Source organism: Motiliproteus sediminis, assembly GCF_017912535.1.
GTDB classification, from domain to species: domain Bacteria; phylum Pseudomonadota; class Gammaproteobacteria; order Pseudomonadales; family Balneatricaceae; genus Motiliproteus; species Motiliproteus sediminis.
In genome coordinates this window covers 269,739-282,563 of sequence record NZ_JAERQK010000003.1, presented here as the reverse complement: position 1 = coordinate 282,563, position 12,825 = coordinate 269,739, and the positions used below count along the sequence as shown (strand labels likewise).

Sequence of the window (12,825 nt, the reverse complement as noted above, 5' to 3'; positions counted from 1 at the left end):
TGGCCATGCTGCCGCCGCTTCGCGCATCCGGCGCTCGCCCCTGCGGGCCTTAATCGGATTATCCGCCCCATGCTCGTCGGCTCCAAAGGGGCTACGTCGCAGCCGAGCGACCGCATTTCTCTGTAAATCAGTTTTTTGCCCGTTACGAAGGAGTTCAGCGCGCAGGTCCAGCAGGGCTACTTTTGCGGGCGAGTGCTTTGCCGGGCAGGATGCCCAAATGCCGCGAGAGGCCATGGATGGCCGTAGCGGCCTTGGTTACTTTTTGTCACGACCGACAAAAAGTGACCCGCCCGGGTGGGCGGAACACAGACTATCCAGCAGTCTAACCAACGATTCGATTACACAAGCCTGCCAGCTTCTCGGATATGGCAACCATAGGAGCTACACCACCCGGTGCTCACCCCTCTCCGCAGATGAATTCAACACCCAGTTCCCGCCCAAATCGATGAAAAAATATCTCCGAGAACGACGCAAGCAACCCATTGACTTAGCACTGGATTAAGCAGCAAATGCACCCCATTATCCAGGTCATTTTTTCTTAGCCCGCGCACCCTTGTCGCCCCCTCCCCGCGACCGCGCAAAACCCTCAGCAATCCCCACTTATCGACCTTAATCCAGAGAGCCTACACTCGCCCATGAGCGACCAGACTGCGTTCAACCTAGCCGACTACTACGATACCGACACCTTTAACCGCATCACCACCTTTGCCGCCGGCAAAGAGACCCCGTTTCTGGTGGTCGATACCGCCACCATCGACCGTCACTACGAGAAGATGGTGGAGGCCTTTCCGTACGCCAGCATCTATTACGCGGTCAAAGCCAACCCGGCGCCGCAGATATTGACCATGCTGCGCGACAAGGGCGCCAACTTCGATATCGCCTCGATCTATGAACTGGAAAAGGTACTGGCGCTCGACGTCAGTCCGAACCGCCTCAGCTACGGCAACACCATCAAGAAGGCCCGCGATATCCGCGCTTTTTTCGATAAGGGCGTGCGCCTGTTTGCCACCGACTCGGAAGCTGACCTTCGCAATATCGCCCGCGCCGCGCCGGGCTCCCGCATCTACGTGCGCATCCTGACCGAAGGCACCCAGACCGCCGACTGGCCGCTGTCGCGCAAGTTTGGCTGCCAGACCGATATGGCGATGGACCTGCTGATTCTGGCCCGTGATCTGGGGCTGGAACCTTACGGGGTGTCGTTTCACGTTGGTTCCCAGCAACGCGATATCGGTGCCTGGGACGCGGCGCTGGGCAAAGTGAAGGTGATCTTCGAGCGCTTGCGCGACGAGGACGGAATCGAACTCAAGATGATCAATATGGGCGGCGGCTTTCCCGCCAACTACCTCACCCGCACCAACGACCTGGCAACCTACGCCGCCGAGATCAGCCGGTTTATCCGCGAGGACTTTGGCGAGGACTTTCCGGAGATCATTCTGGAACCGGGGCGCTCGCTGATCGCCAACGCGGGGGTGCTGGTAAGCGAGGTGGTACTGATCTCTCGTAAATCGCGCACCGCGCTGCACCGCTGGATCTATACCGACGTGGGCAAGTTCTCAGGGCTGGTAGAAACCATGGACGAGTCGATCAAATTCCCGATCTATACCGATAAAAGCGGTGAAGTGGAGGATGTGGTGATCGCCGGCCCCAGCTGCGACAGCGCCGATATCATGTACGAAAACTATAAGTACGGCCTGCCGCTGAACCTGGCCATTGGTGATCGGCTCTACTGGCTCTCCACCGGGGCCTACACCACCAGTTACAGCTCCATCGAGTTCAACGGCTTTCCGCCGCTGAAGGACTACTACATCTGACCGACCGGATGATCCCCGTTCCCGGTGATCAGCGCTACCGGGGACTCACACCGACCGACGAGCATTTAGCCAACAGGGCCCGGCGGTGTTAGGCTCAATGCTGCCTAGAGAGCCGCCCGCTTGAGACACCGATGACCCACAAACTGTTCTGGCAAGATCCCTACGCCACCTCACACCAAACCGTAGTATCCGCGGTCGAGGGTGACCAGATCGAACTGTTCTCGACCATCTTCTTTGCCTTCTCCGGTGGCCAGGAGAGCGACCAGGGCTCCATCGCCGGAATGCCGGTCATAGACGCCTGCAAGGAAGGAACGCAGATCCGTTACACCTTGCCCACGGATCACGGCTTGCAGGTCGGCCAATCGGTGCAGATCAACATCGACGGCAACCGCCGTTATCGCCTGATGCGCCTGCACTTTGCCGCCGAGCTGGTGCTGGAACTCTGTTACCGCGAACTAACCGGTGTGACCAAGATCGGCGCCCATATCGGCCAGGATAAAGCCCGCATCGACTTTGTCTGGCCCCAAAGCCTCTCACCCCTGCTGCCCGCGCTGGCGGAGCAAGCCAACCGGATCATCGCCGCTGATCTGGCGATTCACACCGGCTTTGACGATGAGGCCAATGAACGCCGCTACTGGGAGATCGAAGGATTTTCACAGGTGCCCTGCGGCGGTACTCATGTGCGCACCACCGGCGAGATCGGGTCGATCCAGCTCAAGCGCAACAATATCGGCAAGGGCAAGGAACGCATCGAAATCAGGCTCTGCGCCCCATGAACGGCGATTGAAGCGGCGCAAACGCTAGCGCAGCACAACCACCCGGCTAGCGAGCATCACAACCTCGCCGCCATAAACGCTTTCCTCGCCACCAGCTTATCCGCCAGCTTCTGGCTGCCACCCGCCGCCAGCACCGCCGCGCACACTGCCTGATCGGTCAGCACCACCACCCGCTGAATCGCAGCACCCAACGCCGCCTCATCCATCCCGGCAAACAGCCGCCGCGCATGGGGGTTATCCGGATCACTGCGTAGCCGTTCCAGCTCGTGAACCTCGGTGCCGAACGCCGGCCCCTTGGGGTCGCCCTGGGCACGAAAACTGAGCGCTCCGCCCAGATCGAGGGTGATCACCCGCCCATTCGCGACCCCCTGGTTGTCACCGTTAAAACCGGCCACATCCCAGTTAGCGGTCCAGGCATGGACGCCGAACCAGCGCTGCGCCTGAAGGATCTCATCGTCACTCAGGTGGGCAACACAGGTTTTATCCAGATCCAGCCAGCGAGTAGCCACCTGATCGGCAGCCAGGGTATCGACGTAGTCCAGCGTCGGCGCGCCCGCCAGTTGGTAGAGCCTTGCCGCGATCCGTTCGTTGCGGGCCAACTGGGGCGATTCCAGCGTTTTTACGTAGTAGCGCTGCCCGGAGGCATCCTCATAGATACCACCCGGATTGCTGCCGCGCTGGCCAGCGATACGCGTCAGGGCGGTGGTATCGATCGCCACCTGCTCAAGCTTGGGGCTCATTACTCCTGATCCACCAGCGCTTGGGTGTTGCGCACCAGATTGAGCTGCGACGGCGTTTCGATCGCCCCGCGCCGTTCACGGCGCACTAGCCGGATCGCCTCTTTGGGCGGCATTCCCAGCTCCACCAGCAACCGCGCCGCGATCATCCCGGCGCGGCCAAGCCCCCCTTTGCAGTGGACGACGATATCCTGCCCCTGCCGCAAGCGCTGGCGCAGCGCCTTGCCCTCGCAGAGCCAGCGCTGTTCGAACTGTGCATCCGGTACTGAGTAGTCGGCAATCGGCAGATGGCACCAGTCCATGCCGTGACGCTCGACCGCCTCACCCAGTTGCGGCACCTTGAGCAGGCCCAGTTCAAACGACTCCACCAGGGTCACCACCAGGGTTGCGCCCCAGGCGCTGATCGCCTGCAGATCCGCATCCAGATCTCGCGCCCAGGCACCGGTCAGCGCATGCGGGTCCTGTTTACCGGGGCAGAAGGTGATGCCGATCCGCCCCTGATCATCGCTGGCACGCACCGCCGCGATCTCCAACGGGTGGGTTTGACTGGATCGAATGGGACTCATTAGCGCACTCCGTAGCAACTGGGTGATAAAGCGGACCGCCCGCTTGTTGTAAAGCCAACATGATTAGCCGCTCAATCTAACCGGCAGCAAATCGCGGGCCAGCTTCAGCTGGCTACAGGCGTAATCGAGCGATAAGGACTTACTGCGAAAAAATCTGCTCGGCCGCCCAACGGAGCAATGCGGAGCGCTGCACCTTCAACGCGCCTTCCTGCTCCGGCAACGCCAGCACGGCAATCGGCACCTTGTAGCCCGGCAGCCGCTTACGCAGCCACTGCCGTAACGGCTCCGCCTGATCGGGCAGGGTCAGACCCGCCACCAGTGCCACCGGTCGCTGGCCGAACTCGGCATCCGCTACTGGCACCACCACGCAGACCGACACCCCGGGATACTGGGCTATAACCCCTTCGATCTCTTCGGGCTGAATATTCTCACCGCCACTGATGAACTGGTTATCCAGCCGCCCCTGCACCTTTAGCCCGGTGGCTGTCAGCGCGCCCAGATCACGAGTATGGAACCAACCAGTTTCATCCAGCGGCCGGCGCAGCACACCGTCCTCGTCGTAGCCGAGAAACAGGGTGTCGCCACGCACCAGAATCTCGCCGTCGGCGGCAATCATCAGCTCACGCCCCGGCAGCAGGGTCGCCAGCAGCCCGTCCGGGTTGACCAGGCCGGTCATCACCTGTGAGCTCATTTCGGTCAGGCCGTAGCTGATCAGCACCTGCAACCGCTGCGGTTCCAGCCAGTCGAGCAGTTGCGGTGAAAAGGCACTCCCCCCCAGCAGCAGGGTGCGCAGGCAGCCGCCGTCGAGGCGTACACCCTCCGTTCTCAACCGCAACAGCTGGGTACCGACCGCCGACAGATGGGTGGGGCCGGTAGTTGAATCCGTCACCAGCTCGGCTACGGTGCGCTCCGAAGCGGGGATTTGCAGACAGGCTCCCGCCAGCAGGCAACGGAAGATCAGCGCCAGCCCGCCAACATGATGGAACGGCAACACCGCCGCCCAGCGATCACCGGGGCGCAGCGGAATCAGGCTCTGGCTGCCGCGGGCGCTGGCGTAGTGGTTGGCATAGCAGTGCAGCGCCAGTTTGGGCGTGCCGCTGCTGCCGGAGGTAAACACTCCGGTAAAAGGGAGATAGGAATCGATGGCGGTGACCGTTTCCGAATCCCCGCTGCAGCTCTCGAACAGGCGCGGCGACCATACCGCGGAGACCTCATCATCACAGCTCCGCTCCGCCACCCGCCAGCGCGGCGCGGCGCGCTGCAGTTGGTTGCTGAGAGCGTCATCCGGCTGGCCGGGATTGATCACCACGGCGGTGAGCTTTAACCGCAACGCCGCCAGCAGCCAGCGCACCAGCGCACCGCGATCACTGGTAACAAGCGCCAGCCGATCACCGGCTGCAACCCCTTGCCGGCTGAGCTGGCCACAGAGACCAGCGACCTGTTGCTCCAGATCGGCAAAGCTGACGGTGAGCCCGCCCTCCTCCAGCGCCGGTTGCCGGGGCCAGCGTTGCGCTGCCTGCCACAACGGACACGCTATCTGTGCCACAGGCATGACAGCGCCTCCAGCGGCAGCAACGGCCGGGTTGAGTTTGGCAGTGGACGGATCAGATCCTTGGAAAAATAACTGAGGGTATCCAGCCCCGGCGGCTCCTCGGGCGTCAACTCGGCGGCCAGCGCGGCCAGCTGCCCCAGCGCCAGTGGCGATTCAAAACAGCTGCTGAGCAGGGTACGCAGGCCGCGCTCGCTCGCTTGCCCCAACCAACTCTGCAACCGATACCGCGAGCCGATCAGGGTGGGTTTCAGAATCAGCGCCTGCAACGCGTCGCAATCGGGCAACTGTTCGCCGCATTCGACGAGACTCTCATCCAGCCCCAGTGGCAGCTGGTGGCGTTCTGCCCAAGCCAAAGAATCGCTCAGTTGCTGGCAAGGCTCCTCGATATAGTCGATGGCGCTGCGGACTTCATGGCTCAGCGCGGCGGCGAATTGATCAGCCTCTGCCATCGTCCAGCGGCGGTTCAGATCGAGCCGCAGCCGTAGCACCGGCGCATCGTCGAGAAGGTGCCGCAGCCACGCGGCTTCCTGCGATGGGGATACATTGCCGAGTTTGAGTTTGATCGACGTCGGCGGCTGCCGTTTCAACCGCTGCCACTTAGCCTGCTGCTGGTCGCGGTCGCCCGCCAGCAGCGGATAACCGCCGGCGGTCGGATCACCGAGCAGCGGGCCCCGTTCAAGCTCGCGCAAAGCACAATCGAAGGCAAAGGTCGCTGCCGGTGCGTCCGGGCTGGACGTTGCCGGCTCCTGACTCACCCACGCGTGCGCAGCCTGGCGCAGCGCCTGCTCCGCCTCGGCCAGCGATTCAGGACTGAAACCGGTCAGCGGCGCCGCTTCACCCAACCCCTGCCGCTCGCCCTCACGGAGTTCAAGGATCAGCCCTTCGCGCTCAACCAGGGTGCCGAAGGCTAGCCGCAACGGCCGGGATAACGGCAGCCGGTAGCGATAGAGAGCGGCGCGGCGCGTCATCGGGGCTGAATCAACTCAGGGCTGACGCTTGAACTTGTTGAACTCGGGGCGGCGCTTCTCCATAAAGGCGTTACGGCCCTCCTGCGCCTCTGCCGACATGTAGAACATCAGGGTGGCATTGCCGGCCAGCTCCTGCAGCCCTGCCTGACCGTCGCAGTCGGCGTTCATCGCCGCCTTGAGGCAGCGCAGCGCCATCGGCGAGTTCTGCAGCATCTCGCGGCACCAGCGCACGGTTTCACGCTCCAACTCCGCCACCGGGACCACAGTGTTCACCAGCCCCATATCCAGCGCCTGCGCGGCGTCGTACTGGCGACACAGGAACCAGATCTCACGGGCTTTCTTCTGCCCCACGATGCGCGCCATGTAGCTGGAGCCGTAGCCGCCGTCAAAGGAGCCCACTGCCGGGCCAGTCTGGCCGAAGCGGGCGTTGTCAGCGGCGATGGTGAGATCGCAGATCAGGTGCAGCACGTGGCCGCCACCGATGGCGTAACCGGCTACCATCGCCACCACCGGCTTGGGGCAGGTGCGGATCTGGCGCTGAAAGTCGAGCACGTTGAGGTGCTCGGTGCCCTCGCCATCCTGATAGCCGGCATCACCGCGGATCGACTGGTCGCCACCGGAACAGAACGCTTTGTCCCCGGCTCCGGTGAGAATAATGCAGCCGACGTTGGCGTCGTAGCGGGCATTTTCCAGTGCCCGCATCATCTCCTGCACGGTACGGGGGCGAAAGGCGTTGTGAACCTGGGGACGGTTGATGGTGATCTTGGCGATCCCCTCGCCCTTGTGATAGCGGATATCCGCGTAATCGGCGCTGCAGTCCTGCCACTCGATCGCAGCGTACAGTTCCGCTTCACTCATGCCGTACTTCATCAAAACCTCCAGATAGCCCACCGGCGCGTCCGGCGCCGGCATAAGAAACCGTTGATATTAACCAGATTTGTGGGCGGCGGTAAGGCTGCGGACGAAGGCGACCGTGTCATCGGCATCTGCGCGCACTTCGATCACCCCGCCGCCGTTGGCCAGCAGCTGCTGATACGCGCTGGTAAATGCCGGCAGCGACTGGGGGCAGTGGTAGGCCACCCCGAACTGGGCGCAACCGGCTGCAAAGTCGAGGCCGTGGGGACGCTGGTAGTGCTGTTCCAGCAGCGCCTGATCCGGCACCGGTAACAGCTTGAAGATGCCGCCGCCGTCATTGTTGAGCACCAGGATGACCAGCGGTACCCGTAGCTGACGCAGCAGAATTAAACTGTTGAGATCGTAGAGAAAGGCGGTATCGCCCAGCAGCAGGGTTACCGGCCCCTCACCCGCCAGCGCGGCGCCGGCCGCAGTGGCGATCAGGCCTTCGATGCCGCTGGCGCCACGATTGGCCAGAATCCGCAGCCGGCGCTCGGCAGGCGCGGTTCCGGCGAGCATATCCAGCAGCCGGATCGCCAGGCTGTTACCCGCCACCAGCGTGCTGCCGGCGGGCGCGTGCTGCAGCAGCTGATAGACCGCGGTCGCTTCGCCAAGCTGCGAATCCGCTGCCATGCGCGCGTTGAGGCTGTCCGCCAGTGCACGATTCTCAAGCGCCAGCGGCAATGACCGCGCACCAGCGCTCACCTCCGCTGTCGGCAGCGGTAATCCCCGGCACCATGGCTCCGCCTCCAGAGCGAAAAAGACGTTGTGATTGCGCCCCGGATCGAGGGCGTAATCCCCCGGGTGCACGACCCAGAACTGGTCCCAGTCGTGAGCGTCGATAAAGCCCTGAAACGCCTTGGAGACCAGCCGACCGCCAAACTGCAGCAGGTGGCGCCGCCGGCTCAGCAGCGCCCGTCCGGGGCCGGCCAGCACGCTGTCGATCTGGGTCACCGCCTCGGAATCAAACTTCAACGGCGACTGGATATCCGCGATCAACGGCCAGCCAAGGGTCTGGGCCAGCGCCGTGATCGCGGGTGTGTGGCGCACCTGGGCGCCTGCCACCACCATCCCGGGGGCATCCCGGAACATCTGCCACTCCGCCGCACTCGGCATCACGGGCTCGGACGGTGACAGCGGTTCACCCCAGGGGGCATCGCTGCCACGCCACTGCGCCAGCGGAGCCAGATAATCGCTGAAGTCGGTGTTCTTGGCACCGGGATAGAGGGGCTCGTCAAAACGGCAGTTAACCTGCAACACACCGCCGGCGGGGCTCTCTATCGCCGCCAGCCCGGCGCTCAGCCGCTGCAACAACTGGTCAGGGGGCAACTCGACACTCGGCGGCTGCAGCCGTACCACCCGGCGTGGATAGTCGGCGAAGATGTCGCTCTGGCGTATCGCCTGGTTGGCACCACAATCCTGCAACCGCGGTGGTCGATCCGCGGTGAGCAGCACCAGCCGCGCTCCGGTGAGGCTGGCTTCGATCAGGGCGGGATAGAGGTTGGCCACCGCGGTGCCGGAGGTGGTAATCACCGCCACCGTGGCGTCAGCCGCCTTGGAGATGCCCAGCGCCAGAAAGCCGAGCCCGCGTTCATCCAGATGATGATGCAGACACAGCCCCGGACGCCGAGCGGCTGCCAGTACCAGCGGCGTGGAGCGGGAGCCCGGCGCCAGACAGAGATGCCTGATACCGCGACGCTGAAGTTCCTCCAGCAGCAGCTCGGCCCAGAGTTGATTAAGACTGGTGTGCGACGCGGGAAACATGCTCATCCTGAGAACAATCGCGGGCAGCGGCCACGTCAAACAGACTCAGTGGCAGCGCGATCTTGCGCTCCAGCTCCCGCCACTCCTGCGCCGCCTCGGAACCGGCAACGATCCCGGCGCCGGCGTAAAGATCCAGCTGCCGCCCCTCGACCAGGCCGCTGCGGATAGCGACTGTCATTTCGCTCTGGCCGCGCTGGACCGGACCAAAGCAGCCGGCATAACCGCCACGGTTGAAGTGCTCGTGCTGGCGAATAAAGGCGGCCGCCGGCCCGGCCGGCAGACCGCTGACGGCGGCGGTGGGGTGCAGCAGCTGCAGCAGATCGGCATCATTAACACCGGGTTTCAACGCGCCGCTGAAGGCGCAATAGAGGTGCTGCATATTGGGTTGCGGATAAAGCCCTACCGCGTCATCGCCGCGCAGCAAATCACAACAGCGGGATAACTTACGCTGCAGATCCTCCACCACCAGCGCATGCTCGTGGCTGAGCTTGGCGTCGATGCAGCCCACCGAACAGCCGACCGAGAGTGAAGCATCGGAATTCCAGAAGGTGCCGGCCAGCGCCTCAGATTGCAGCTGGTCGCCCGCACGCCGGTAGAGACGTTCGGGAGAGAAGGAGAGAAAGCCCCGCTGCCCCTGTTGCAGCGCCAATTGATAACAGCGCTGCCCCTGTTCGCGCCAATGCTGAAACAGCGACCACAGCGAGATAGCGCCGCCGGCTTCCAGCCGGGTGCGCCGCGCGAGCACCACTTTGGCCAGCTCGCCACGGTCAATGGCCTGACGAACAGCGTCCACATCGGCGGCCCATTCAGGCGCTGCCGGCTGGTCCTGCCGGATCACCGCGGGCAAGGGGCCGGAGCGATGCACCCGCTGGTGCCAGCCACGCAGGGAAGCCGCCACCGAGGCGGCACGCTCCGGTGGGCACTGGACCAGCAACTGCCATTGCTGCTGCTGACGCAGGATCGCCAGAACCGGCTGCACCAATAACGCGTCGGGCCACCCTTGCCAGGCTAGCTGCGGATCAAAACCAGAGAGCCAGAACCGTAACGAATCGCTCGGCTGACGCAACTGCTGCCGGGCGGCATCGCCCTGCCAGCGCGGGCCCCAGTCCAATACGGCCAGCTCGGCCGCACCATCCCGCGCCCGCCAGTATATTTTTTCGTCGCCATTCTGGGCGGCCAGCCAGGCCGCCAGATCGACCTCGGTGTCCAGCGACAGCGCATGGGTTATCTGCAGCGCCGGCGCCGATGTCGCCGGTGACGCCTTATCGAGGCGGCTGGCCACCACTTTGGCGGCCTCAAGCAGGGGTTGAAAAACAGTCATAAATCAACGAATTCGATACGGCTGTGTATGGTTATTAATTAGAGCATGATTTGAGACCGGTTGCTCAAGTAGATATAGCTCTGACCACAGTCCTGGACCAGAGTTACCCCCTGCGTTGGTCGCGCTTGTCACTGTCGCTTTTGTCACATTGGTGGTGGTGCTACCGAGCCTGGGCGCAGCGGTCCGCCAGCAGGCTTGCCCCCATCCGCCGCTGCAAGCCGCAACACAGGCGGCGTGTCGGTTATCGAGGGCAGCATCGCTCACTGCTAGCGCACAGCGGACCCGTTCTTGCATTTCTGCAGTGATGAGCAACATCTTCTGCAGCGCAGTACGAGGCAAACATGAAGACAGCACTGGACTGGAGCGACTATACCGACGCCGGCATGGGTGATGCCTACGCCGACATCCCCAAACATGGCGGTGACTACGGCAAGGCGGTAGCGGTGTGCATCAAAAGCGGCCTGTGCCAGCAACCGGGCGACCGCGGTCTGATGTGCCCCAGTTTTCGTGCCAGCGGCGACAAACGGCTCTCCCCCGGCGGGCGGGTCGAACTGCTCAAGCAGTTGCTTAATCAACCTGCGGGGTTTGCCGCTGAACTGCCTGCCGGCCTGAGTGCGGCGATGGACAGCTGCGTCAGCTGCAAAGGCTGTCGGCGCGAGTGCGAAAACGCCGTCGACATGGCACGGATCAAGATCGAGTATCTGGCCCAGCGGCGCCATCTCCCCATGCCTGCAGGCAGGCGACTGCGCGCCCATCTGTTCGCCACCCTGCCCCACTGGTTGCACTACCGGCCGCTGTTCAAAAGTCTGATCCGCTGGCGCAACAGCTCGCGCTGGCTGGCGCAGCTGGGTCAGCGTTGGTTGGGCATTGCCGCCGACGAGCCGTTGCCGCAACCCGCGCTGCAACCCTTCGACAAGTACGCGGCTTATCGCCGCACACCGGAGCAGTGCGATCTGTTGTTGCTGGCCGACACCTTTGGCCATCATTTTGAGCCGCAACTGCTCGATACCTGCCTGCAACTGCTGCAGCGGGCAGGTTATCGTGTCGCCATCGCCGCCCCGGCGGCGGGCGACGCCGAACCGGATCGCCCGCTCTGCTGCGGCCGTACCTACCTGTCACAGGGCTGGGTCGATGAGGCCCGTGACGAAGCCCGGCGGATGCTGCAAGCGGTTGGCCCCTATGTGGAGCGTGGCGTGCCACTGGTGGGACTCGAACCCTCTTGCCTGCTGACCCTGCGTGATGAGTATCGAGCTCTGGGACTGGGGCAAGCGGCTGAAACCCTCGCCGCCAACAGCCTGCTGCTGGAGGAGTTTATCGCCCGCGAACAGCGCTCCGGACGCTGGGCGCTGGCCTTTGCCCTCGATACCGAACTGGACGTGTCGCCCCACTGCCACCAGCGCGCCTTCGGTGCCATGCGCGCCACCCGTCGGGTGCTGCAGAGCGTGGCTGGACTGCGTTTCACCCTGGTGGATAGCGGCTGTTGCGGCATGGCTGGCCATGTGGGGCTGGAAGCGGAACAGCAGCCCCTCAGCGACACCCTGTGGCAGCAGAGTGAAGCCGCACGCGCCCCCGAGGCACCGCTGACCCTGCGCAACGGCTTCAGTTGCCGCCACCGGCACCGCCAGCGGGCAGCCACCCCAACGGCACACTTGGTAGAGCTGCTCAGTCAGGCACTGCCGCCCGGCGAATAGCCACCGGATTCTCTGTCAGCAAGCCGACAATGCGTAAGATTGCCGGCGATATTGTCGTATTTGGACAGCAAGAGCTGCCAACAAGCCACGCCAATACAGTCAGTTAGCGCAGATTATCGCTGGCCCCTTTTTTGCTCTGCTGTTTGCAAACCTCATCAATCAAGGAGATTTCAATGATCATCAAGCAGTTCGAAGAGCGCGGCCTGTTGCTCAACATCGCTTTTGTGCAGGAAGCGGGCAAGCCGGACACTCTCGGTTTTCGCGGCCGTCTGGCGCTGGTTGAAGCGGAAGCCGGCGATTCCGCCGGCAACCGCAAAACGCCCGGCATCGTGATGGAGCAGACCATCCTGCTGTCCCAGGGTGACCATCTCAAGCTGCTGGCCGGCTCGCTCGATCGGCTGCAAGATCTGCCCGCACTGGTCGAGATGTACCACGACGCGCTGACGCCGGAAACGCTGGCCATCATCTATGTGGTCAACGCCACAACCCCGATGCAGGTGGAGTTTAACGGCTGCAACTTTGCTCTGATTCCGATGCAGGAAGGGGTGGTCTGGAACGAACTGATGGACGTGGCCGGGCTGGACAAGGCCGACCTGAAAAAGAAAGGGTCAGGCGAAAAGGTGATGATCCTGTTTAACGGGCTGGGCAGCTACAAAGCCAAGGGCGAGCCCCTCAGCTTTGACCAGGCCCTGACCCATACGGCCGACATCAAGCGGGTCGAGCGCGGCGCACTCTGATCCTGCCG

Annotated in this window: 11 protein-coding genes; 4 read left to right on the top strand and 7 right to left on the bottom strand. The window is 63.4% G+C overall.

Features of this window, described 5'->3' with window-relative positions:
- The first annotated feature begins 635 nt into the window (after positions 1–635).
- Positions 636–1,811, top strand: coding sequence for a type III PLP-dependent enzyme (locus JJQ76_RS08220; RefSeq protein ID WP_210396284.1), 1,176 nt, complete (start codon positions 636–638; stop codon positions 1,809–1,811).
- Between the two features lie 131 nt (positions 1,812–1,942).
- On the top strand, positions 1,943–2,587 hold the full coding sequence (locus JJQ76_RS08215) for an alanyl-tRNA editing protein (RefSeq protein WP_210396283.1): 645 nt from the start codon (positions 1,943–1,945) through the stop codon (positions 2,585–2,587).
- A gap of 56 nt (positions 2,588–2,643) precedes the next feature.
- Here the strand turns inward: JJQ76_RS08215 and JJQ76_RS08210 are convergent, their stop codons facing one another.
- From JJQ76_RS08210 to JJQ76_RS08180, 7 genes are all read right to left on the bottom strand, one after another.
- Positions 2,644–3,327, bottom strand: a complete 684-nt coding sequence (locus JJQ76_RS08210) for a hypothetical protein (protein WP_210396282.1) — start codon at positions 3,325–3,327, stop codon at positions 2,644–2,646.
- Positions 3,327–3,890: a cyclin-dependent kinase inhibitor 3 family protein gene (locus JJQ76_RS08205; protein ID WP_210396281.1), complete on the bottom strand. Its 564-nt coding sequence runs from the start codon at positions 3,888–3,890 to the stop codon at positions 3,327–3,329. The genes JJQ76_RS08210 and JJQ76_RS08205 overlap by 1 nt, the downstream gene beginning before the upstream one ends.
- Positions 3,891–4,029: 139 nt before the next feature.
- Positions 4,030–5,442: an AMP-binding protein gene (locus tag JJQ76_RS08200; RefSeq protein WP_210396280.1), complete on the bottom strand. Its 1,413-nt coding sequence runs from the start codon at positions 5,440–5,442 to the stop codon at positions 4,030–4,032.
- Entirely contained in the window at positions 5,424–6,410 is a 987-nt protein-coding gene (gene menC, locus JJQ76_RS08195; protein WP_210396279.1) for an o-succinylbenzoate synthase, read from the bottom strand. Before menC ends, JJQ76_RS08200 begins: the two co-directional genes overlap by 19 nt.
- Before the next feature lie 15 nt (positions 6,411–6,425).
- On the bottom strand, positions 6,426–7,322 hold the full coding sequence (gene menB / locus JJQ76_RS08190) for a 1,4-dihydroxy-2-naphthoyl-CoA synthase (RefSeq protein WP_425515228.1): 897 nt from the start codon (positions 7,320–7,322) through the stop codon (positions 6,426–6,428).
- 15 nt (positions 7,323–7,337) lie between these two features.
- Positions 7,338–9,074 carry a 2-succinyl-5-enolpyruvyl-6-hydroxy-3-cyclohexene-1-carboxylic-acid synthase gene (gene menD, locus JJQ76_RS08185; protein WP_210396278.1) on the bottom strand — a complete coding sequence of 579 codons (1,737 nt, stop codon included), beginning with the start codon at positions 9,072–9,074 and terminating at the stop codon, positions 7,338–7,340.
- Positions 9,040–10,389: an isochorismate synthase gene (locus JJQ76_RS08180; protein WP_210396277.1), complete on the bottom strand. Its 1,350-nt coding sequence runs from the start codon at positions 10,387–10,389 to the stop codon at positions 9,040–9,042. Before JJQ76_RS08180 ends, menD begins: the two co-directional genes overlap by 35 nt.
- Before the next feature lie 341 nt (positions 10,390–10,730).
- Here JJQ76_RS08180 and JJQ76_RS08175 point away from each other — a divergent pair, with 341 nt between their 5' ends.
- On the top strand, positions 10,731–12,080 hold the full coding sequence (locus tag JJQ76_RS08175) for a (Fe-S)-binding protein (RefSeq protein WP_210396276.1): 1,350 nt from the start codon (positions 10,731–10,733) through the stop codon (positions 12,078–12,080).
- A 173-nt stretch (positions 12,081–12,253) separates the two neighbouring features.
- Positions 12,254–12,817 (top strand): hypothetical protein, encoded by a 564-nt coding sequence (locus tag JJQ76_RS08170; protein WP_210396275.1) that lies wholly within the window; start codon positions 12,254–12,256, stop codon positions 12,815–12,817.
- Positions 12,818–12,825: the final 8 nt, after the last annotated feature.